The organism is Streptomyces sp. NPDC094143 (assembly GCF_040303825.1).
Taxonomy (GTDB): domain Bacteria; phylum Actinomycetota; class Actinomycetes; order Streptomycetales; family Streptomycetaceae; genus Streptomyces.
This window is the reverse complement of sequence record NZ_JBEOTZ010000006.1, coordinates 110,473-130,439: the sequence shown is the minus strand read 5'-3', so window position 1 is coordinate 130,439 and position 19,967 is coordinate 110,473. Positions and strand designations below refer to the sequence as shown.

Sequence of the window (19,967 nt, the reverse complement as noted above, 5' to 3'; positions counted from 1 at the left end):
CACCCCGAGCACCTCGAAACGCCGGGGGCGGGCAACGGTCCGACGGGGGCGTCACCCCGAGCACCTCGAAACGCCGGGGGCGGGCAACGGTCCGACGGGGGCGTCACCCCGAGCACCTCGAAACGCCGGGGGCGGGCAACGGTCCGACAGGGGCGTCACCCCGAGCACCTCGAAACGCCGGGGCGGACAGCGCTCCGACCAGGGCGTCAACCCCGAGCGCCCTACGACCTCACGCCAGCATCCCCCGCAGCGCATCCCGCAGGGCCAGTCTCTCCCCCTCCGACAGCCCCGCCAGCGGCTCCCGCGCGAACCGCAGTGACTCCCGCAGGCTCCGCGCCACCCGCCGCCCCTCCGTCGTCGCAGCCGCCACCTTCACCCGCCGGTCCGCCGGATCCGGCTGCCGTTCGACCAGTCCGCGCGCCTCCAGCCGGTCCACGATCCCGGTGACGTTCGACGGCTCGCACTTCAGCCGCTGCGCCAGCCTCCGCATCGGCAGCGGCTCCAGGCACAGCAGGCTCAGCAGCCGGGCCTGCGCGCCCGTCAGCGCGTGCTCCGCCGCCGCCGACTCGTAGTCCTCGTGGAACCGCGCGACGACCTCCCCGATCAGCTCCACGACCTCGAGCGTCAGCGGATCGGGGCGGCGGTTCGTCCTGCTCTGGGGAGTCGGTGTGGTGGAGGCCATGCCGTCGAGGGTACCCGGTTGTTTGACAACATGAAATATTCAGGAGCATGGTTGTTTCAGGTACTGAAACAACCGCCGGAGACCGAAGGAAAGGCGCACCATGACCGACACGCCCACCCTCCCCGCCGTCAGTCGCGAGTGGCACCTGCTCAGCCGCCCGGTCGGCTGGCCGAAGCCCGAGGACTTCGCCCTGGTGGAGGCGGAGGTCCCGCGGCCCGGTGAGGGGCAGGTGCTCGTCCGGAACAAGTACCTCTCCGTGGACCCGTACATGCGCGGCCGGATGAGCGCCGCGAAGTCCTACGTGGCCCCGTTCGAGCTGGGCAAGGTCATGCAGGGCGGCGCCGTCGGCGAGGTCGTGGCCTCCAACGCCGAGGGCGTCTCCGTCGGCGACCACGTGCTGCACTTCTCCGGCTGGCGCGAGTACGCCGTCGTGGCCGGGAAGAACGCCGTGAAGGTGGACCCGGAGGCCGCGCCGCTCTCGGCGTACCTGGGCGTGCTCGGCATGACCGGCCTCACCGCCTACGCGGGCCTGCTGCGCACCGCCTCCTTCAAGGAGGGCGACGCCGTCTTCGTCTCCGGCGCCGCCGGTGCCGTGGGCGGCCAGGTCGGGCAGATCGCGAAGCTGAAGGGCGCCTCGCGGGTCATCGGATCCGCCGGGTCGGAGGAGAAGGTGAAGCTCCTCGTGGAGGAGTACGGCTTCGACGCCGCCTTCAACTACAAGGACGGGCCCGTGAGCCGGCAGCTGCGCGCCGCCGCCCCCGACGGCATCGACGTCTACTTCGACAACGTGGGCGGCGACCACCTGGAGGCGGCCATCGGCTCCCTCAACGAGGGCGGCCGGATCGCGGTCTGCGGCATGATCTCCGTCTACAACAACACCGAGCCCGCCCCGGGCCCGAAGAACCTCGCCCGTCTCATCCAGACCCGCGGCCGGATCGAGGGCTTCCTGGTCGGCGACCACTACGACCTGCAGCCGCAGTTCGTGCAGGAGGTCGCCCCCTGGGTCGCCTCGGGTGAGCTGAAGTACCGCGAGACGGTCGTCGAGGGTATCGAGAACAACCTGGAGGCCTTCCTGGGCGTCCTGCGCGGTGACAACACCGGGAAGATGATCGTCAAGCTCTGACCCCCTGTGCTGCCGTTCCGGCATGCGGTAGTTTCTTTCCGAATCCGTCCCGGCCCGGGCGCGAGCCGCGGCGGACGACCGAAGGAACACCACCGCATGCCGATCCAGCAGTCCGACGTCCTGTACACCGCCGTGGCGACCGCACGAAACGGGCGCGACGGGCGGGTGGCCACCGACGACGGCAAGCTCGACGTCGTCGTCAACCCGCCGAAGGAGATGGGCGGGAGCGGCGCCGGGACCAACCCGGAGCAGCTCTTCGCCGCCGGGTACAGCGCCTGCTTCCAGGGCGCCCTCGGTGTCGTCGCCCGTCAGGAGGGTGCCGACCTCACCGGTTCGACCGTGACCGCGAAGGTCGGCCTCGGCAGGAACGGGGAGGGGTTCGGGATCATCGTCGAGATCTCGGCCGACATCCCCCGGGTCGACCGGGTCACCGCCCGGTCGCTGATCGAGAAGGCCCACGACGTGTGCCCGTACTCGAAGGCAACCCGCGGGAACATCACCGTGACGCTGGTCTGACGACCGTCGTCGCGCACGCGGAGGCCGCACCCCCGGACGTGGGGTGCGGCCTTTGTCCGTGCCCGGCTCAGGCGGCGAGCGCGGCCCTGTGGACCGCCCGCGCCAGCCGGTCGTTCTCCGGGGCCGCCCCGCCCGGGAAGGCGAACCGCCGGCGCGTGTAGCCGTACGCCAGGCCGCTCCACGGGTCCGCGAAGGCCTGGGAACCGCTCGCGCCGCTGTGCCCGATCGTCCCGGCGCCGAGGAACGGGTGCCACGTGTCAGCCGTCGCCTGGAAGCCCAGGCCGAACGACCTGTGGGACCGGGCGACCAGGTCGTAGCCGACCGAGTGGAGCTGGCCGAACTCCGCCACCGTGTCCGGCTTGAGCAGCGGCGCCCGGTCGCCCAGCGCGCTGATCGCCGCCGCGTACGTCCCGGCCAGGCCCCGCGCGGACGCCACCCCGCCCACGGACGCCGGGCCCTTGGCGCGCACCAGCGGCATGTTGGGCAGCGAGGCCAGGTCGGCCGGCTCCGCCGCGTTGCCGTTGTAGGCGATCGAGGTGAGGGTGTGCGGGCCGCTGGGCGTGGCGTCGAGGAGGGCCTGCTGCCGCGGGGTCGGGGCCATCGGCTGCGTCGTGCGGAAGCGCGGTTCCTGCGGGGCGGGCAGGCCCAGGTGGAAGTCCAGGGCGTACGGGGTCCGGATCCGCTCCTGGTAGACCTCCTGGAGCGTGCGGCCCGTGGCCCGGCGGACCACCTCGCCGGCCAGGGCGCCGCTGACCAGCGCGTGGTAGCCGAACGCCGTGCCGGGGCGCCAGAACGGCCGCTGGTCCGCGAGGCGTTCGGCGAGCTGGCGGTCGTCCGCCAGCTCCGCGAGCGTGAAGCCGGTGTCCGTGCCGACCACGCCCGCCCGGTGCGCGAGCAGGTCGCGCAGGGTCAGCGCCCCCTTGCCCTCGGCCGCGAACTCCGGCCAGTAGTACGTCACCTTGCGGTCCAGTTCGAGCGTGCCGTCCTGGACGAGGAGGGCCACCACCAGGGAGGCGGCGCCCTTGGTGGAGGAGAACACGCCGTACAGGGCGTCCGCCTCGGTGCCCGCCCACAGGTCGACGACCTTGCGCCCGTGGACGTAGGCGCACAGCTGGCCCTCGTAGTCGGGTCGTTCCCCGGCCACGAACGCGGCGAACTCCTCGCGTACGTCCTCGAAGCCGTCCGCCACGGTGCCGTGGATCTCCTGCGTCATCCGCTCTCCTCAACCGAACCGCTGTGTGCCACCGTGAACAATGCCCTCGCCACCTGCGCGAATGCTCCCTTGGGGTGGTCCCGGAAGAGTGGTTCCGTACCGAACAGCACCGCCCGGTCACCGCTGACCACGGCCGCCCGGCCGGCCGCCGCGGCCGGGCCGCCGGAGCCGTCCCGCAGCGGACGCCAGTGGCCGGAGAGCAGCGGATTCCCGGTCGCGTACGCCTGTTCGACGCGCACCCCGGCACCCAGGCCGGTGAACCAGAGCGGGGCGTAGACGAAGCTGTGGTCCGGTGCGCCCCGGGTGAGCGGGCCCGGATTGGTCACCCGCACCACGCCGTTGGCGTCCCCGTTGCCCGCCACGGGCGTGACGGGCAGCAGACCCGCCGCCGCGTTCAGGGCCGCGCCCGTCGCGCCCCGGCCGACCAGGCCGTGACGGCCCAGGAACGCGTCCAGGGCGCTGCGGGCGGGCGCCGTCAGCCGGGCCCGGTCCAGGCCGGCGGAGACGAACAGCACGTCCGTGCCGGACCAGTCGAAGCCCGCGTTCAGCACGGCCGTCGAGACGGGCGTGACATCGAAGTCCATCTCCCGCAGCGCGAACAGCTCACCGGGCGTGACGGCGGCGGCGACGCGCGGGCGGCGCAGCGGGGTGGCGCCGGTGAGCCGGGTGGCGGTGAAGGCCACGTCGTGCGTCCGGGCGGCGGTGAGCGCCTCGCGGCGGGCCGAGGCGGGCACGATCGCGCTGCCGTCCGGGGCCTCGCGCACGGTGACGCCGCGCCGCAGGAGGGAGTTGAGCGCCGCGATCTCGCGCGGGTCGTCCAGGCGCAGACGGAGGTCGCCGTGCGGGGCCACGCGGGCGACGGCGGCCGCCTCGGCGACCGGGCGCAGGGGCGCGCCCCGCAGGCTGCCCGACGCCACCGGCTCGACCGTGGCGCCCCACAGCCGGCCCAGACTCCAGCCGGAGATGTCGTACATCACCGACACCTTGTCGCTGATGTCCCGGCCGTCGGCCAGCAGCACGTTCGCCATGCCGCGCTTGGGCTGGCGCATGTCCACGACGTACGAGCCCGCGGGGTGGGTCCGCCCGGCGAGCCGGAACGGGCGGGTGGCGCGGGTGACGCGGACGTCGTTGGCGAGGAGGTGGTCCACCAGGCGCGCGGCGGCCGGGGCGGAGCGCTGCGCGCGCGAGGTGCCCGGCGGGATGACGTAGGCGCGCGGGAAGGCGGTCGTGTAGACGTCCTCCGGGCCGATGCCGGGCACGCCGGGGACCGTCCGCGGCGACACCGGCACCTGCGGGGCACCGGCCGCACCACGGCGGAAGGCCTCGATCTGGTCGGCGACCAGCGTCGCGCGCCGCTCCCGGACGTGGTCCAGGGTCGCGCGCACGGCCGCGCCCGCCACGGCCGTGTTGACCGCCGAGCGGCGGCGCAGCTCCGCCACGGGCAGTTCGTCGTACTCCTCGTTGTTCACCGCCAGCGGGATCTCCACGGTGTGGGCTGCGACCGTGCCGTGGAAGGCCGCATACTGCGGGGTGAAGATCGGTGGCCAGTCGTCCCAGCCCTCCTCCTGGTCGCGGAAGGGGATCTGGGCCGGTTCCACGCCGTCCTTCGCGGGCGTGTAGCCGAGGGCGTTGACGGCCGCCTCCATGCCGAGGGCGTTGGCGTAGGTGTGCTTCAGGAAGAGGTCGTACTCGTAGTTCTCGCCGTGCGGGGGAGTGGTGGGCTCGATGAGGGTGCCGTTGACGTAGCCGTGCAGGTCGAGCAGGACGGCCGGCTGCGTGTCGAGCTGGATCCGCCGCATCGCGCGGGACTCGGGCTGCGAGGCGGTGACGAAGTCCCGGTTCAGGTCGAAGCCGCCCGCGTTGGCCCGGGTGCCGGCGATACGGCCGTCCGGGTTGGCCGTGACGTTGAAGTACAGGCGGCTGTGCGCGAGGAGGTCCCGCGTCCTGGCGTCCTCGGCGGTCGCGAGCTGCTCGATGACCTTCAGGGAGGCGTCCGTGCCCTCCCACTCGTTGCCGTGGATGTTGCTGTTGACGAAGACCGGGGTCTTGTAGGAGCGCTTGATCTCGGGGGACTTGGCCGCCGTGGCGGGCGCGCGCTCGATGAGGTCGCGCATCCGCTGCTGGGCGCGGGCCTCGCGGGTGGTCTCCGGGGCGGTGACGGTCACGAGGTAGAGGCGGTGCCCGCCGGCCGAGCGGCCCGCCACCTCCACGCTCACCCGGTCCCCGAGGCGTTGCAGGGCGTTCAGCTTCGGCGCGATCCCGTGGTACGGGACGAGCCCCAGCTTCAGGGACTTGTCGCCGGGGTTCACCGGGTCGGGGGAGAGGACCTGGCGGCGGGGGTAGCCGCGGGTGTCCGTCGCGGTGGAGGTCTCCCCGGCCGCGGCCAGGGCCCGCCGGGCCGCGCTCTCGGGAGCCCGGGCCGCCCGGCCGTCGACGGGGGCGCCCTCGCGGGTGACCGGTTCGGGCTCGGCGCTCGCGGTGCCGGGGGCGAGGAGGAGCGAACCCGCCGTGGCGAGGCCGAGGGTGACGATCAGTACGGGTCTCGCAGGAACGGTTCTCGTGGTGCGCACGCGTACCTCCTGTGGGGCTTCCTGAGATCGGTACGGCGAGGTGTACCGGTTCGACTCAACGGCAACAAGGGCGCATTGGTGTCACCCGTGACCCGGATGGCTCCGCCGGCGGCCCGCGCCCCGACCCGGGCGGCCTGTGACCCCGGTGTGACCGGAGCGCGTCAAGGGCGCGACCCGGGCCCGGATAGGGTCGTCCCCATGCGCGATCTGGGGACGGGTTTCCGGTACCTGCTCAAGGGCCAGCGATGGGTGGCCCGGCACGGCAGGAGTTACGGCTTCGGGCTGCTCCCGGGCCTGATCACCCTGGTGCTCTACGCGGCGGTGCTCGTCGCGCTGGGGCTGTGGGGGGAGGACGCCGTCACCTGGGCGACGCCGTTCGCCGACGGCTGGTCGAGCCCCTGGCCCGGGCTCTTCCGCGGCTTCCTCACCGTCATGCTGTTCGCCCTCGCCCTGCTGCTCGCCGTCGTGACCTTCACCGCCGTGACGCTGCTGATCGGGCAGCCCTTCTACGAGAACCTCTCCGAGAAGGTCGACCGGGACGTGTCCCCGGACGGGCACGCCCCCGAGTCCAGGCTGCCGCTGTGGCGGGAGCTGTGGATCTCCGCCCGCGACAGTCTCCGGATCGTCGTGCGGGCCGCCCTGTGGGGCGTGCTGCTGTTCGCGTGCGGCTTCGTCCCGGTCGTCGGCCAGACGGCCGTGCCGGTGATCGGCTTCTTCGTCACCGGGTTCTTCCTCACCGAGGAACTGACCGCCGTCGCCCTCCAGCGCCGTGGCGTGGAGCTGCGCACCCGCCTCACGCTGCTGCGTGGCCGCAGGACCCTGGTCTGGGGTTTCGGCACCCCGCTCGCCGTGTCCTTCCTGGTGCCGTTCGTCGCGGTGTTCCTGATGCCGGGCGCGGTGGCCGGCGCCACCCTCATGGCGCGTGACCTGCTGGGCGAGGAGATCCGGGAGGGCGATGAGGGCGGCGGCCAGACGGTCAAGACGCTTCCGCAGCCACCTTCAGGATCGTCCTGACCTGCGCGATGATGTCCAGCCGGTTGCGCACGAAGTCAGCGTCGGTGACCTCGGTGGTGTTCCCGGCGCCGAACTGCAGCACCGGCGTGTGCACGTGTCCGCCCGGCAGGGCGCCGTGCAGCCCGAGCCGGTCGCGCAGCAGGGTCGCCCGGTAGGCGATCTCGTTGGAGAGGTAGTCCCCGCCGCCGCCCGCGCGCGCGGTCGAGCCGGGGGTCGGCCCCTCGGGACGCACGACGGGCTCGGTGCCGCCCGCCGGGATCTCGGTGACGCTCGTGTTGTCGTACACCGGGAAGCGGCCGGTGGGGGCGGCGACGATCGCCGCGTACGGCAGCGTGGTCGTCGTCCACTGCGGCTGCGAGGCGGGGTCGGCGACGGGGACCGTCTCGGTGCGGCCGACGTTCTCGTTGTCCCCGAAGCCGCCCCGCCAGGCCCCGTTGGTCCGCTCGATGTCGAACCGCCCGACGCGGCCCTGGCTCACGGTCGTGAACAGATCGACCTTCCCCAGATGGGGCCGCAGGGTCCGCTCCACGGTCCCTTCCGTGAAGTCGCGCCAGCGCACCGGGAACACGGCCGTCTCGATCCGGGCCGGGCCCTCCGCGGTCTCGACGACCGTGCCGTCGAGGGCGAGCGCGGTGGCGCCGGACGGGTTGGAGATGCGGATGTCCCGGTCCAGGGTGAACGGGTCGAAGCCGGTGAGCAGGATCCGCTTCAGCCCCTTGCCGTGCGGATAGCCGATGGCCGACTGGCCGCGCGAGGTGCGCTCCAGCTCGTCCAGCAGCGCGGCCCGCTGCCGGTCGGTCAGACCGAACTCCGGCTCCCAGGCGCGCACTTCGCGGGTCATGCCCAGCCGTGCCCAGTACAGCGGCCGGTCGTCGTCCCGGCTGAGGTCCCCGCCCGCGGGACCGCGCCCCTGCGCCCGGTCCACCGCCCGCCGCCACAGCCCGGTCCCCTCCCGGGTGACGATCCGGCGGGCCTCCGCGTAGGAGCGGGCCGTATCGAGCGCCCGGGCCAGTCGCGGGGCCACGGCGTCGAATCCCGAGCGGCGCAGGATCTCCTGCGGGGCGGCCCGGTCGAGCCGCTGTTCCTCGACGGTGGGGGCGGGGGCCGCCTCGGCGGCGCTCGCGGAGGGGGGAGTGGTCAGACCGGTCAGCAGCGCGAGGCCGAGGACGCCGAGGCGAACGCGTATGGAGTTCAAGGGGGTTGAGCCCTTCCGTCACGGTGGGGGTGGCGTGGTGCCGGACGGCGGAAGTATCGCGTGACGGGAGTGGTCCACGCCATACGCGCCAGGGGCTCAGTCGCCGCTCTCGCCCAGCAGCGTCAGGAAGTCCCGGAACGCCGACGCCATGTCCACCGACTCCGGGTCGAGCAGCCACTGGTACTGCAGCCCGTCCAGGATCGCCACCAGCAGCGGGGCGGCGCGCTCGGGCGTGAGGCCGCTGGGCAGGCGGTCGCCGTACTCGGCGCGCAGCACCTCGGCCATGCCGACGCGGACCCCGACGTAGCGCTCGGTGAAGTAGGTGCGGGCCGGATGCCCTTCGGTGACGCTCTCGCCCAGCAGCGCCGAGAAGGTCTGGACGATGGCCGGGCGCATCGCGTTGTACTCGACCAGCGCGGCCAGCAGGTCCAGGCGCAGCCGGCCGGCGGGCATCGCGTCCCAGCGGTCCCGCTCCTGGAGGACCGCGACGAGCAGCGCCTCCTTGGTCGGGAAGTGGTGCAGCAGGCCCTGCTGGGTCAGCCCGACCCGCTCGGCGACCGCCGCCAGACTCGCTCCCCGGTAGCCGCGCTCGGCGATCACCTCCAGAGCGGCCCGCACGATCTCCGCGCGCCGTTCCTCGCTCCTCGTCCTGGCCGTCATGGCGTCACCGTACGACATGCCGAACACCTGAACATCACGGGCGGATAACGAAACCTACCGCGTCACAGGTTCCGGGTGCACGATGGTGACATCCAGCGGTTTCGACGTGGAGGTGCCGACGTGGCGGAGACAGCGGAGCAACGGCGAGAGGCAGCCGTGGAGGCGGCCCTCGGCAAGCTCGACCTGGACGCCAAGACACGGCTCCTGGCCGGCCAGGACATGTGGAGCCTGCCCCCGCTGCCGGAGGCCGGCCTGGCGTCGCTGGTCATGTCCGACGGCCCGATCGGCGTCCGCGGGGTGCACTGGAGCGCCGACGATCCGTCCGTCGCCCTGCCCTCCCCGACCGCCCTCGCCGCCACCTGGGACCCCGGCCTCGCCCACCGCGCCGGCGTCCTGCTCGCCCAGGAGGCCCGCCGCAAGGGCGTCCACGTCCTGCTCGCCCCCACGGTGAACCTGCACCGCTCCCCGCTGGGCGGCCGCCACTTCGAGGCCTACAGCGAGGACCCGTACCTCACCGGCCGGATCGGAGCCGCGTACGTCCGGGGCGTCCAGTCCGGCGGCGTCGGCACCACCGTCAAGCACTTCGTCGCCAACGACGCCGAGACCGACCGCCTCACCGTGAACAACCTCGTGGGCGAACGCGCCCTGCGCGAGCTGTACCTGGCCCCCTTCGAGGCGATCGTCGCCGACGCCCACCCCTGGGGCATCATGACCGCCTACAACTCGGTCAACGGCCCGACCATGACCGAGCACCACCACCTGGTCAACGAAGTCCTGCGCGGGGAGTGGGGCTTCGACGGCGTCAACGTCTCCGACTGGACCGCCGCCCGCTCCACCGCCGGCGCCCTCACCGGCGGCCTCGACATCGCCATGCCCGGCCCCGGAACCGTCTACGGCGAGAACCTCGCCCGGGCCGTGCGGGCCGGCGAGGCCGACGAGACGCTGGTCGACGAGGCCGTCCGCCGCGTGCTGCGCCTCGCCGCCCGGGTCGGCGTCCTGGAGGGTGCCGAACCCGTCGTCACCGACCCGCCCCCGGGCGTCGACGGCGAGACCCTCGCCCGCGAGATCGCCCGCCGCTCCTTCGTCCTCGTCCGCAACGAAGGCGGCGCCCTGCCGCTGAGGCCCGGCCGGGTCGCGCTGATCGGCGCCGCCGCCCGCGACGCCCGCGTCCTCGGCGGCGGCTCCGCCACCGTCTTCCCGGCCCGGACCGTCTCCCCGCTCGACGGCCTGACCGCCGCCCTGCCCGAAGGCACCCTCGGCTACGCCCTCGGCGCCGACCCCAACACCGAACTCCCCATCGCCGACCGGGGTTTCGAGCTGCGCGCCGTCTGCCGGGACGTCGCGGGCACCGTCCTCGGCACCCGCTCCGCCCCCAGCGGCCACATCCAGTGGACGGGCGCCGACCTCCCCGACGGCGTCAGCCACGACCTGCTGCACAGCGTCGAGCTGACCGGCACCTTCACCCCGCGCGAGACCGGCACGCACACCTTCGGCATCAAGGGCCTCGGCCCCTTCCGGCTGACCGTCGCCGGCACCGTGTACTACGACGACGTCCAGCGCCCCGACGGGGACGACCCGTTCCTCACCTTCTTCGGCCCGCCCGTGCCGCACGCCCGGGTCGACCTCACCGCAGGGGAAGCCGTAGAGGTCTCCCTCACCCACACCGTCCCGCCGCCGGACGGCCCCATGCGGGTCATCGGCTTCACCCTCGCCCACCAGGACCCGCAGCGCGACCCCGCGGAACTGATCGCCGAGGCGGTCGAGGCCGCCCGGGCCGCCGACACGGCCGTCGTCGTGGTCGCCACCACCGAGCGCGTCGAGTCCGAGGGCTTCGACCGCACGGACCTGCGCCTGCCCGGCCGCCAGGACGACCTGGTGCGCGCCGTCGCCGCCGCCAACCCCCGCACCGTCGTGGTCGTCAACTCCGGCTCCCCGGTGGAGCTGCCCTGGCGCGACGAGGTCGCCGCCGTGCTGCTGTCGTGGTTCCCCGGCCAGGAGGGCGGCGCGGCCCTCGCCGACGTCCTCACCGGCGCCCACGAGCCCGGCGGCCGCCTGCCCACCACCTGGGGCTCGCTGGCCGACGCCCCGGTCACCCGGGTCGTCCCCGAGAACGGCGAACTCCCCTACGAGGAGGGCGTCTTCATCGGCTACCGCGCCTGGGAGAAGCACGGCCGCACCCCCGCCTACCCCTTCGGCCACGGCCTCGGCTACACCGACTGGACCTACGAGTCCGTCGAGGTCGCCGAGGCACCGGAAGGGACCAGCGCGAAGGTCCGCCTCCGCAACAGCGGCGACCGCCCCGGCCGCGAGGTCGTCCAGCTCTACCTCGCCCCCCGCGAGCCCGACCCCACCCGCCCGGCGCGCTGGCTGGGCGGCTTCGCGGGCGTCGCGGCCGGCCCCGGCGAGACGGTCGAGGCGACCGTCGGACTGCCCCGCCGCGCCTTCGAGATCTGGGACGAGGCGACCGGCTCGTGGTCGTTTGTGAAGGGTTCGTACGAGATCCAGGTCGGACGCTCGATCACCGACCGCAGGATCACCGCGACGATTAACGTCTGATCCGGGACAAGTTCCCCACTCGGCAGCCCCGGTCCGGGACCTGACCTCCGGACCGGGGCTCGTGGCCCCTGGCCGGGCACCTCAGCGGGTGCCGAACCCGTACACCGTCTCCGAGCGGAACACCTCGCCCGGCCGCAGCACGGTCGTCGGGAACTCCGGCCGGTTCGGCGAGTCGGGGAAGTGCTGGGTCTCCAGCGCGACGCCGTCGCCGGGCGCGAACGGCTCGCCCAGGTGATCGGCGGTGTACAACTGGAGCCCCGGCTCGGTGGTGGCCACCGTCAGCACCCGCCCCGACGCCGGGTCGTGCAGCTCGGCGACCTCCACCGGAGTGTCCGTCACCCCCTTGTCCAGCGCGAAGTTGTGGTCGTAGCCGCTGCCCACCTTGCGGGCCGCGCGGAAGTCGAACCGCGTGCCGGACACCTCCTCCGGGCCGCCGGCCGGGATCAGGTCCCCGTCGACCGGCGTGTACCGGGAGGCCGCCAGCCGCAGCTCGTGACCGGCCGCGTCACCGGAGCCGGCCAGGTTGAAGTAGCTGTGGTTCGTCAGGTTCACCACGGTCGGCGCGTCCGTCACCGCCTCGTACGCGATCCGCAGCGCCCCGCCCGCCAGCAGCGAGTACGTCGCCGAGACCTCCAGCCTCCCGGGGAATCCCTCCTCGCCGTGCGGACTGACCCGGGACAGCCGCACACCGTGCTCGACCGGGCTCACGTCCCACACCCGCTTGTCGAAACCACGCACCCCGCCGTGCAGCGAGTTCGGCCCGTCGTTCGCCTCCAGGGCGTACGTCCGCCCGTCCAGCGGGAACCGGCCGCCGGCGATCCGGTTGGCGTACCGCCCGACGAGGGCACCGAGATACGGCTCAGGATGGGCGAGGTACCCCTCGAGATCCGGGAACCCCAGCACCACGTCGGCGGCCCGCCCGGCCCGGTCCGGCACCTCGACCGACTGCACGATCCCGCCGTACGACAGCACCCGCACCCGTACACCCGCCCGCTCCAGGGTCCAGCGGTGCACCGGGGTCCCGTCGGGAAGTGTGCCGAAGAGTTCGCTCATGTGCGGAACCCTAAGTCAGGGGCTTCTCCGCCGTGACGGTGCGGTACGCGATCTCCGCCAACCGGGCCTGTCCGTTCACGCTCGGGTGGAAGTAGTCCCAGCGGCTCAACTGGGCCGTGCCGAAGCGGTAGTCGTACACCGCCCCGCCGTCGTGACGGCACCGCTCGTCCTGGTCGCAGACCTCCGCCAGGACCTTGTTGTACTCCTCCACGCGCTGCCGCACCCGCTCCCGCCGCAGGGTCGCCGACGCGTCCAGGGCGTCCGCGTCGCCCAGCATCGAGGGGCAGATGCCCAGCTGCCAGACCTGCCTGGCCATCGCGCTGGAACGGCCCTCGGACCACAACCGCTTCAGGTCGGGCACGCTCGCCACGAACACCTGGGCCTTGGGCAGGGCCTTGCGCAGGGAACGCAGCGAGTCCTCGAAATCGGCACGGAAGGCGGAGACCGGGGTCATCGCCGAGGGCGTGGCCCGGCAGGCGTCGTTCGCCCCGACCATCACCGTCACCAGCTGCGGTTTGCGCCGCACCGCCCGGGCCATCTGCCCGGGCAGGTCGGCCATCCGCGCGCCCGTCACGGCGTGGTTCCAGCTCCGCCGGGCGGCCCCGGTCCTGCCCAGCAGCCGCACCGCCAGCGAGTCGACCTCGGGGCTGGTGCCGGTCGCCCAGGACGCCTCCGGACAGTCCGACAGCACGTCACACGCGTCGAAGGCGCGCGTGATGGAGTCACCGACGGCGGCGACGGAACTCGGGCTGCGGTCCCACAGGGGCGTGGGCTTCGGGGACGGCTGCGCACGCTCGGACGGGGCTGCGGAGTCGCCGCCCACGGCGTCACACCCGGCCACGCCCAACACGGCCGCGGCGACCACGGCGAGGACACCCCGTGCGCGATGGCTCCGCGTCCACATGTCTGGTCCGTCCCCTCTCCGTGCCGTCCCTGTCTCCCCAACCCATGACAACGCACGAGGGTTCCCGGCCGATCAGGTGCAACGGCTCACACCCGCACAAGCGTCCCCCTGGGTGAATGGCGGGAGTTTCCCGGCACCCGGACCGACCGTACGTCACACTCCTCGCGCCCCCGCACGGTAGCCTCGCCATCAACGTGACCCGCCCGGTCACCGCCGTTCCGCCTGTTCCAAGATGGTCCGCTCTGCCCGGAGGTTCCGGTGACGACACGTGGAGTTCTGTACGTGCACTCCGCGCCGCGCGCGCTGTGCCCGCACGTCGAGTGGGCCGTCGCCGGGGTGCTCGGCACACGCGTCAGCCTGGACTGGATCCGGCAGCCCGCCGCGCCCGGCACCTGGCGCTCGGAGTTCTCCTGGCAGGGCCAGGTGGGCACGGCGTCCAAGCTGGCCTCCGCGCTGCGCGGCTGGCACCTGCTGCGCTTCGAGGTCACCGCGGAACCCTGCCCCACCGCCGAGGGCGAGCGCTACAGCTGCACCCCCGACCTGGGCATCTACCACGCCGTCACCGGCATGCACGGCGACATCCTCATCCCCGAGGACCGCCTGCGCGCGGCACTGCAGCGTTCCCAGCAGGGTGAGACCAACCTGGAAGCGGAGCTCAGCAAACTCCTGGGCAAGCCCTGGGACGACGAGTTGGAACCCTTCAGATACGCGGGCGAGGGCGCCCCGGTGCGCTGGCTCCACCAGGTGGTCTGATTCCCGCTAGCGCGTACGTGAAGGGCCCCCACCCGCAGGTGGGGGCCCTTCACGTGGGACGAGTGGGAAGCCGGGCTTCTCAGACGGTCCGGAACGCCAGCACCACGTTGTGCCCGCCGAAGCCGAACGAGTCGTTCAGCGCGGCGATACGGCCCTCGACCGGCAGCTTCCGCGCCTCACCCCGCACGACGTCGGCGTTCGCCTCGGCCTCCGGGTCCAGGTTCTCCACGTTGATCGTCGGCGGAGCCACCCGGTGGTACAGCGCGAGCACCGTCGCCACGGTCTCCACACCACCGGCGCCACCCAGCAGGTGCCCGGTCATCGACTTCGTCGCGGACACCGCGATGTGGTCGGTGTCGTCACCGAACACCTTCCGCAGCGCCTTCAGCTCGGCGATGTCCCCGGCCGGCGTCGACGTCGCGTGCGCGTTGACGTGCACGATCTCCGCCGGGTCCAGGTCGGTGCGCTCCAGCAGGTTCTGCAGGGCGTGCGAGATGCCCCGCCCCTCCGGCTCCGGCTGCACGATGTCGTGCGCGTCGGCGGAGATGCCCTGCCCGACCGCCTCGGCGTACACCCGGGCCCCGCGCTTCGCGGCGTGCTCGGCGGACTCCAGGACGACGACTCCGGCGCCCTCACCGAGGACGAAGCCGTCACGGGCGACGTCGTAGGGGCGCGACGCGCCCTGCGGGTCGTCGTTGTTCTTGGACATCGCCATCATGTTGCCGAACGCGGCGATGGGCAGCGGGTGGATCGCCGCCTCCGTGCCACCCGCGACGACGACGTCGGCGCGGCCGGTGCGGATCATCTCGATGGCGTAACCGATGGCCTCGGCGCCCGAGGCGCAGGCGGAGACCGGCGTGTGCACGCCCGCCCGGGCGCCCACGGCCAGACCCACGTTGGCCGACGGGCTGTTGGGCATCAGCATGGGAACGGTGTGCGGGGAGACGCGGCGGACGCCCTTCTCCTTCAGCACGTCGTACTGGTCGAGCAGCGTCGTCACGCCGCCGATGCCGGAGGCGATGACCGCGCCGAGCCGGTCGGGGTCGACGTTCGGGTCCTCGCCGGCCTTCGCCTCGAAACCGGCGTCGGCCCAGGCCTCCTTGGCCGCGACCAGCGCGAACTGGGCCGAGCGGTCCAGTCGGCGGGCCTGCGGCCGGGGGATGACCTCGGTCGGCTCCACGGCGACCGGCGCCGCGATCCTGACGGCCTGGTCGGCCGCCCAGTCCTGCTCCAAGGGCTTGACGCCGGAACGTCCGGCGACCAGGCCCTCCCAGGTAGAGGCTGCGTCGCCACCCAGCGGTGTGGTTGCGCCGATACCGGTGACGACCACGGTGCGATTGGTCGAGCTCACGGGAATTCTTTCTCCAACGGATCCGAGGATTAAGCGGCGCCACCGCCGGGTGGCGGGGCAGTCGGCCAGACGGCCTGATCGGCCGATCAGCCCTGGTGCTTGAGGATGTAGTCGGTCGCGTCGCCGACGGTCTTGAGGTTCTTGACGTCCTCGTCCGGGATCTTGACGTCGAAGCGCTCCTCGGCGGCGACGACGACCTCGACCATGGACAGCGAGTCGACGTCCAGGTCGTCGGTGAAGGACTTGTCCAGCTGGACGTCCTCAACCGGGATGCCGGCGATCTCGTTCACGATCTCGGCGAGACCGGCGACGATCTCTTCCTGAGTGGCGGCCATGTTGGCGCTCCTTCGTAGATATCCAGAGGGTGTGGCAGGTGGTTCTTCCCGTCCCGGACCGCATGATCCGGCACGGAGTGCCTAGGGGAGGGTAACGACAGTCGCGGCGTAGACGAGACCCGCCCCGAAGCCGATGACGAGCGCGGTGTCGCCGCTCTTCGCCTCGCCGGTCGCCAGGAGCCGCTCCATCGCGAGCGGGATCGAGGCGGCCGAGGTGTTGCCGGTGGTGCGGATGTCACGCGCGACCGTGACGTGCTCCGGCAGTTTCAGGGTCTTCACCATCGAGTCGATGATCCGCACGTTGGCCTGGTGCGGGATGAAGACGTCCAGGTCGTCCACGGTGATCCCGGCCGCGTCCAGCGCCTGCTGGGCGACCTTCGCCATCTCGAACACGGCCCAGCGGAACACCGCCTGGCCTTCCTGGGTGATCGCGGGGAACTTCTCGACCGTCCCGTCGCGGTAGTCCGTCCACGGCACGGTCTGCTTGATGGTGTCGGACTTGTCGCCCTCGGAGCCCCACACGGTCGGGCCGATCGCGGGCTCCTGGGACGGGCCGACCACGACCGCGCCGGCGCCGTCGCCGAACAGGAAGGCCGTCGCCCGGTCCTCCAGGTCGGTCAGGTCGCTCAGCCGCTCGACGCCGATCACCAGGACGTACTCCGCCGAGCCCTCGACGATCATGCCCTTGGCGAGGGTCAGGCCGTAGCCGAAGCCCGCGCAGCCCGCCGAGATGTCGAAGGCGGCGGCCCGGTCCGTGCCCAGCTTGTCGGCGATCTCGGTGGCGACGGCCGGCGTCTGCTTGAAGTGCGAGACGGTCGAGACGATCACGCCGCCGATCTGCTCGACGGAGATGCCCGCGTCGGCGATGGCCTTGCCGGACGCCTCGATCGACATCTGCGCGACGGTCTCCTCGTCGGAGGCCCAGTGCCGCGTCTCGATGCCGGAGCGCGAGCGGATCCACTCGTCGGACGACTCGATCGTCTCCAGGATCACCTCGTTCGGCACGACCCGGGTCGGGCGGTAGCCGCCGACGCCCAGGATCCGCGCGTACGGGGCGCCCTTGCTGGGCTTGATCTTCGCCATACTCTCGGGCTCCTTCTCAGGCACTGTGCTCGGCGACGAGCTCGCGAGCGGCGTCGAGGTCGGCGGGGGACTTCAGGGCCAGCGTCCGCACGCCCGGCAGGGCGCGCTTGGCGAGGCCGGTGAGGGTGCCGCCCGGGCAGACCTCGATCAGGGCCGTGACCCCGAGCTCCTTGAAGGTCTCCATGCACAGGTCCCAGCGGACCGGGTTGGCGACCTGGCCGACCAGACGCTCCAGCACCTCGCCGCCGGCGGCGACGGCCTGCCCGTCCTTGTTGGAGACGTAGGTGACCTCCGGGTCGCCGGTGCCCCGGACGTCGGCGGCGGCCTTCGCCAGCGTCTCGACCGCGGGGGCCATGTGGTGCGTGTGGAACGCGCCGGCGACCTTCAGCGCGACGACCTTGCGCACGCCCTCGGGCTTGTCCGCCTCCAGCGCGGCGAGCTGCTCCTTGGTGCCGGCCGCGACGATCTGGCCCGCGCCGTTGATGTTCGCCGGGGTCAGGCCCAGTTTCTCCAGGTGCGGAACCGTCACGGCGGGGTCGCCGCCCAGCAGCGCGGCCATGCCCGTCTCGGTGACGGCGGCGGCCTCGGCCATGGCGAGACCGCGGGCACGGACCAGGCGCAGCGCCTCCTCGTGGGGGAGCACCCCGGCGAGCGAGGCGGCGGTGAACTCGCCGACGCTGTGACCGGCGAGGGCGCCGACCTTGCGCGGGAGGTCGGCCGGGTCCTCGAACAGCAGGGACGCGGACGCCAGTCCGGCCGCGACCAGCAGCGGCTGCGCCACCGCGGTGTCGCGGATCTCCTCCGCGTCGGCCTCGGTGCCGTAACGGATCAGGTCGATCCCCGCGGCGTCGGACCATGCCTCCAGGGCACCGCGGACACCGGGGAGGTCGAGCCATTCAGTCAGGAAGCCGGGCGTCTGGGCGCCCTGGCCGGGAGCGACGAGTACGAGCACTCTCACACTCTCTCTTGGGTACGGGCACGGCCGCCCGTGGGGACAGGGACGAAGAACACGAGGGGGTTTTGTCGAGCTTCCACAAAACCTTAGGGCTGGAGATCTCCATCGACCAGACGCCCCAGGATCAGCGCGATCCGCAGCGTGAAGGCAGAGCGTACATCGGAGGGTGACCAGCCGGTGACGTCAGTCACACGTCGAAGCCGGTAGCGGACGGTGTTGGGATGCACGAACAGCATCCGGGCCGCGCCTTCGAGGCTGCTCGCCTGTTCGAGATAGACGCTGAGGGTCTCCAGGAGCGCGGCCCCGGCTTCCTCCAGCGGTCTGTAGATCTCCTCCACCAGTTGCTCTCGGGCCGAGGGGTCACCGGCGATCGCCCGCTCCGGGAGCAGGTCGTCGGCGAGGACCGGGCGCGGGGCGTCCTGCCAGGCGGAACACGCCTTCAGGCCGGCGGCGGCGGCCTGCGCCGACCGGGTCGCGGCCTGCAGGTCGGGCACCACCGGACCGGCCACGACCGGCCCGGCCGCGAACGGGCCGATGAGCGACTTGGCCACGGCCAGGGGGTTGTCGCTGCCGCCCGCGATGACGACCAGCCGGTCCCCGAGCACCCCGGTCAGCACCTGGAGCTTGGCGTGCCGGGAGGCCCGCCGTATGGCCTCGACGGTCAGCTCGCTGTCGCCGTCGGGGGCCGTGCCGAGCACCACGCAGACGTGCTCGGGCGAGTTCCAGCCGAGGGCTGCGGCCCGGGACACGGCGCCTTCGTCGGCCTCGCCGCTCAGCACGGCGTTCACGACCAGGGACTCCAGCCGGGCGTCCCAGGCACCGCGTGCCTCGGCGGCCTGGGCGTACACCTGGGCGGTGGCGAAGGCGATCTCCCGGGCGTAGACGAGCAGTGCCTCGCGCAGGACGCGCTCGTCGCCGGGGGCCGCGACCTCGTCGATCGCGGACTCCATGACCTCGATGGTGGTGCGCACCATCTCCACGGTCTGGCGCAGCGTGATCGCCCGGGTCAGCTCGCGCGGCGCGGTGCCGAACACGTCGGTGGAGATGGCCTGCGGGGCGTCCGGGTGCCGGAACCACTCGGTGAACGCGGCGATGCCCGCCTGCGCGACCAGACCGATCCAGGAACGGTTCTCCGGGGGCATGGCCCGGTACCAGGGCAGCGTCTCGTCCATCCGCGCGATGGCCTGCGCGGCGAGTGATCCGGAGGACTTCTCCAGCCGCTTCAGGGTCGCGGCATGTGCGTGGAGGTCACGGGTTGCGGCTGCGTTCTTGCTGGTTTCGGGTTCGGGCACGGGACAAGACTGCCTTATCCGGACGGGAAGGTGGGCCGCCGGGTCTACGGTGGACTTCGTGATGGACATTCGGCGCGCCGGCGAGCGCTACCAGGGCGGCGAGCCGGCGTCCGGAATCGAGACCCGGCACGCCTTCTCCTTCGGGGCCCACTACGACCCCGACAACCTCCGCTTCGGCGCGCTGCTCGCCTGCAACGAGGAACGGCTGGCCCCGGGCGCCGGGTTCGACGAGCACCCGCACAGCCACACCGAGATCGTGACGTGGGTGGTGGAGGGCGAGCTGACGCACCGCGACTCCACCGGGCACGAGTCCGTCGTCCGCCACGGCGACGTGCAGCGGCTCAGCTCGGCGGCCGGGGTGCGGCACGTGGAACGCAACGACGGGCCCGGGCCCCTGACCTTCCTGCAGATGTGGCTCGCCCCCCTGGAGCCCGGCGGCGAGCCGTCGTACGAGGTGGTCCGCGGCATCGCCGACTCCACCCCCTACGCCGTCCCGGAGGCCGGCGCCATGCTGCACGTACGGCGCCTGGCGGCGGGGGAGCGGACGGCGGTGCCGGACGCGGCGTACGCGTACGTGCACGTCGTCCGCGGTGAGGTGCGCCTGGACGGCGAGGAGCTGGGCGCCGGCGACGCGGCCCGGATCACCGGCGCCAAGGGCCTGGAGGCCGAGGCCGTGACGCGGGCCGAGCTCCTCGTCTGGGAGATGACGTAG

General features: G+C 72.9%; 18 protein-coding genes. 6 read left to right on the top strand and 12 right to left on the bottom strand.

Translation table 11 applies throughout. The annotated features are described in order from the left end of the window. Positions 1-229: 229 nt before the first annotated feature. Positions 230-682, bottom strand: coding sequence for a MarR family winged helix-turn-helix transcriptional regulator (locus tag ABTZ58_RS10470; protein ID WP_351353230.1), 453 nt, complete (start codon positions 680-682; stop codon positions 230-232). Positions 683-782: 100 nt separating this feature from the next. Between ABTZ58_RS10470 and ABTZ58_RS10465 the strand changes: the two genes are divergently transcribed. Together ABTZ58_RS10465 and ABTZ58_RS10460 are read left to right on the top strand one after the other, a co-directional pair. Next, a complete protein-coding gene (locus ABTZ58_RS10465; RefSeq protein WP_351353228.1) occupies positions 783-1,805 on the top strand; it encodes an NADP-dependent oxidoreductase in 1,023 nt (340 codons plus the stop codon). Positions 1,806-1,901: 96 nt separating this feature from the next. Next, positions 1,902-2,321 carry an organic hydroperoxide resistance protein gene (locus ABTZ58_RS10460; protein ID WP_351353225.1) on the top strand — a complete coding sequence of 140 codons (420 nt, stop codon included), beginning with the start codon at positions 1,902-1,904 and terminating at the stop codon, positions 2,319-2,321. A gap of 67 nt (positions 2,322-2,388) precedes the next feature. Here the strand turns inward: ABTZ58_RS10460 and ABTZ58_RS10455 are convergent, their stop codons facing one another. After that, positions 2,389-3,534: a serine hydrolase domain-containing protein gene (locus ABTZ58_RS10455; RefSeq protein ID WP_351353222.1), complete on the bottom strand. Its 1,146-nt coding sequence runs from the start codon at positions 3,532-3,534 to the stop codon at positions 2,389-2,391. Beyond that, a complete protein-coding gene (locus ABTZ58_RS10450; RefSeq protein ID WP_351353219.1) occupies positions 3,531-6,104 on the bottom strand; it encodes a M14 family zinc carboxypeptidase in 2,574 nt (857 codons plus the stop codon). Before ABTZ58_RS10450 ends, ABTZ58_RS10455 begins: the two co-directional genes overlap by 4 nt. A 198-nt stretch (positions 6,105-6,302) precedes the next feature. Between ABTZ58_RS10450 and ABTZ58_RS10445 the strand changes: the two genes are divergently transcribed. Beyond that, positions 6,303-7,118 carry an EI24 domain-containing protein gene (locus tag ABTZ58_RS10445; RefSeq protein ID WP_351353216.1) on the top strand — a complete coding sequence of 272 codons (816 nt, stop codon included), beginning with the start codon at positions 6,303-6,305 and terminating at the stop codon, positions 7,116-7,118. Here the strand turns inward: ABTZ58_RS10445 and ABTZ58_RS10440 are convergent. Beyond that, positions 7,081-8,313, bottom strand: a complete 1,233-nt coding sequence (locus ABTZ58_RS10440; RefSeq protein WP_351353213.1) for a pyroglutamyl-peptidase I — start codon at positions 8,311-8,313, stop codon at positions 7,081-7,083. The two genes, ABTZ58_RS10445 and ABTZ58_RS10440, sit on opposite strands and share 38 nt — an antisense overlap. A 96-nt stretch (positions 8,314-8,409) precedes the next feature. Beyond that, positions 8,410-8,991, bottom strand: coding sequence for a TetR/AcrR family transcriptional regulator (locus ABTZ58_RS10435; protein ID WP_351353210.1), 582 nt, complete (start codon positions 8,989-8,991; stop codon positions 8,410-8,412). 102 nt (positions 8,992-9,093) lie between these two features. On the opposite strand from ABTZ58_RS10435, the gene ABTZ58_RS10430 reads away from it, so the two are divergent. Then, entirely contained in the window at positions 9,094-11,529 is a 2,436-nt protein-coding gene (locus ABTZ58_RS10430) for a glycoside hydrolase family 3 protein (protein WP_351353207.1), read from the top strand. Positions 11,530-11,610: 81 nt separating this feature from the next. Here the strand turns inward: ABTZ58_RS10430 and ABTZ58_RS10425 are convergent, their stop codons facing one another. Together ABTZ58_RS10425 and ABTZ58_RS10420 are read right to left on the bottom strand one after the other, a co-directional pair. Next, entirely contained in the window at positions 11,611-12,582 is a 972-nt protein-coding gene (locus ABTZ58_RS10425) for an aldose epimerase family protein (protein WP_351353204.1), read from the bottom strand. A gap of 10 nt (positions 12,583-12,592) precedes the next feature. Beyond that, positions 12,593-13,486: an SGNH/GDSL hydrolase family protein gene (locus ABTZ58_RS10420; RefSeq protein ID WP_351353201.1), complete on the bottom strand. Its 894-nt coding sequence runs from the start codon at positions 13,484-13,486 to the stop codon at positions 12,593-12,595. Positions 13,487-13,744: 258 nt separating this feature from the next. Between ABTZ58_RS10420 and ABTZ58_RS10415 the strand changes: the two genes are divergently transcribed. Then, on the top strand, positions 13,745-14,239 hold the full coding sequence (locus ABTZ58_RS10415; protein ID WP_309093524.1) for a DUF3145 domain-containing protein: 495 nt from the start codon (positions 13,745-13,747) through the stop codon (positions 14,237-14,239). Positions 14,240-14,318: 79 nt separating this feature from the next. On the opposite strand, the gene fabF is transcribed toward ABTZ58_RS10415, so the two are convergent. The 5 genes from fabF to fasR form a co-directional block, all read right to left on the bottom strand. Continuing rightward, positions 14,319-15,590 carry a beta-ketoacyl-ACP synthase II gene (gene fabF / locus ABTZ58_RS10410; protein ID WP_351353198.1) on the bottom strand — a complete coding sequence of 424 codons (1,272 nt, stop codon included), beginning with the start codon at positions 15,588-15,590 and terminating at the stop codon, positions 14,319-14,321. Positions 15,591-15,676: 86 nt separating this feature from the next. Next, on the bottom strand, positions 15,677-15,925 hold the full coding sequence (locus ABTZ58_RS10405; protein WP_003989952.1) for an acyl carrier protein: 249 nt from the start codon (positions 15,923-15,925) through the stop codon (positions 15,677-15,679). A gap of 81 nt (positions 15,926-16,006) precedes the next feature. Beyond that, positions 16,007-17,008, bottom strand: coding sequence for a ketoacyl-ACP synthase III (locus ABTZ58_RS10400; protein WP_309093526.1), 1,002 nt, complete (start codon positions 17,006-17,008; stop codon positions 16,007-16,009). Between the two features lie 16 nt (positions 17,009-17,024). After that, complete coding sequence (locus tag ABTZ58_RS10395) at positions 17,025-17,960, bottom strand: ACP S-malonyltransferase (RefSeq protein WP_351353194.1); 936 nt, start codon at positions 17,958-17,960, stop codon at positions 17,025-17,027. Positions 17,961-18,049: 89 nt separating this feature from the next. Next, the gene (fasR, locus tag ABTZ58_RS10390) at positions 18,050-19,255 is read right to left on the bottom strand and encodes a fatty acid biosynthesis transcriptional regulator FasR (RefSeq protein WP_351353191.1); all 1,206 of its coding nucleotides are present in this window, start codon (positions 19,253-19,255) and stop codon (positions 18,050-18,052) included. Positions 19,256-19,316: 61 nt separating this feature from the next. On the opposite strand from fasR, the gene ABTZ58_RS10385 reads away from it, so the two are divergent. Further along, positions 19,317-19,967 (top strand): pirin family protein, encoded by a 651-nt coding sequence (locus ABTZ58_RS10385; RefSeq protein WP_351353188.1) that lies wholly within the window; start codon positions 19,317-19,319, stop codon positions 19,965-19,967.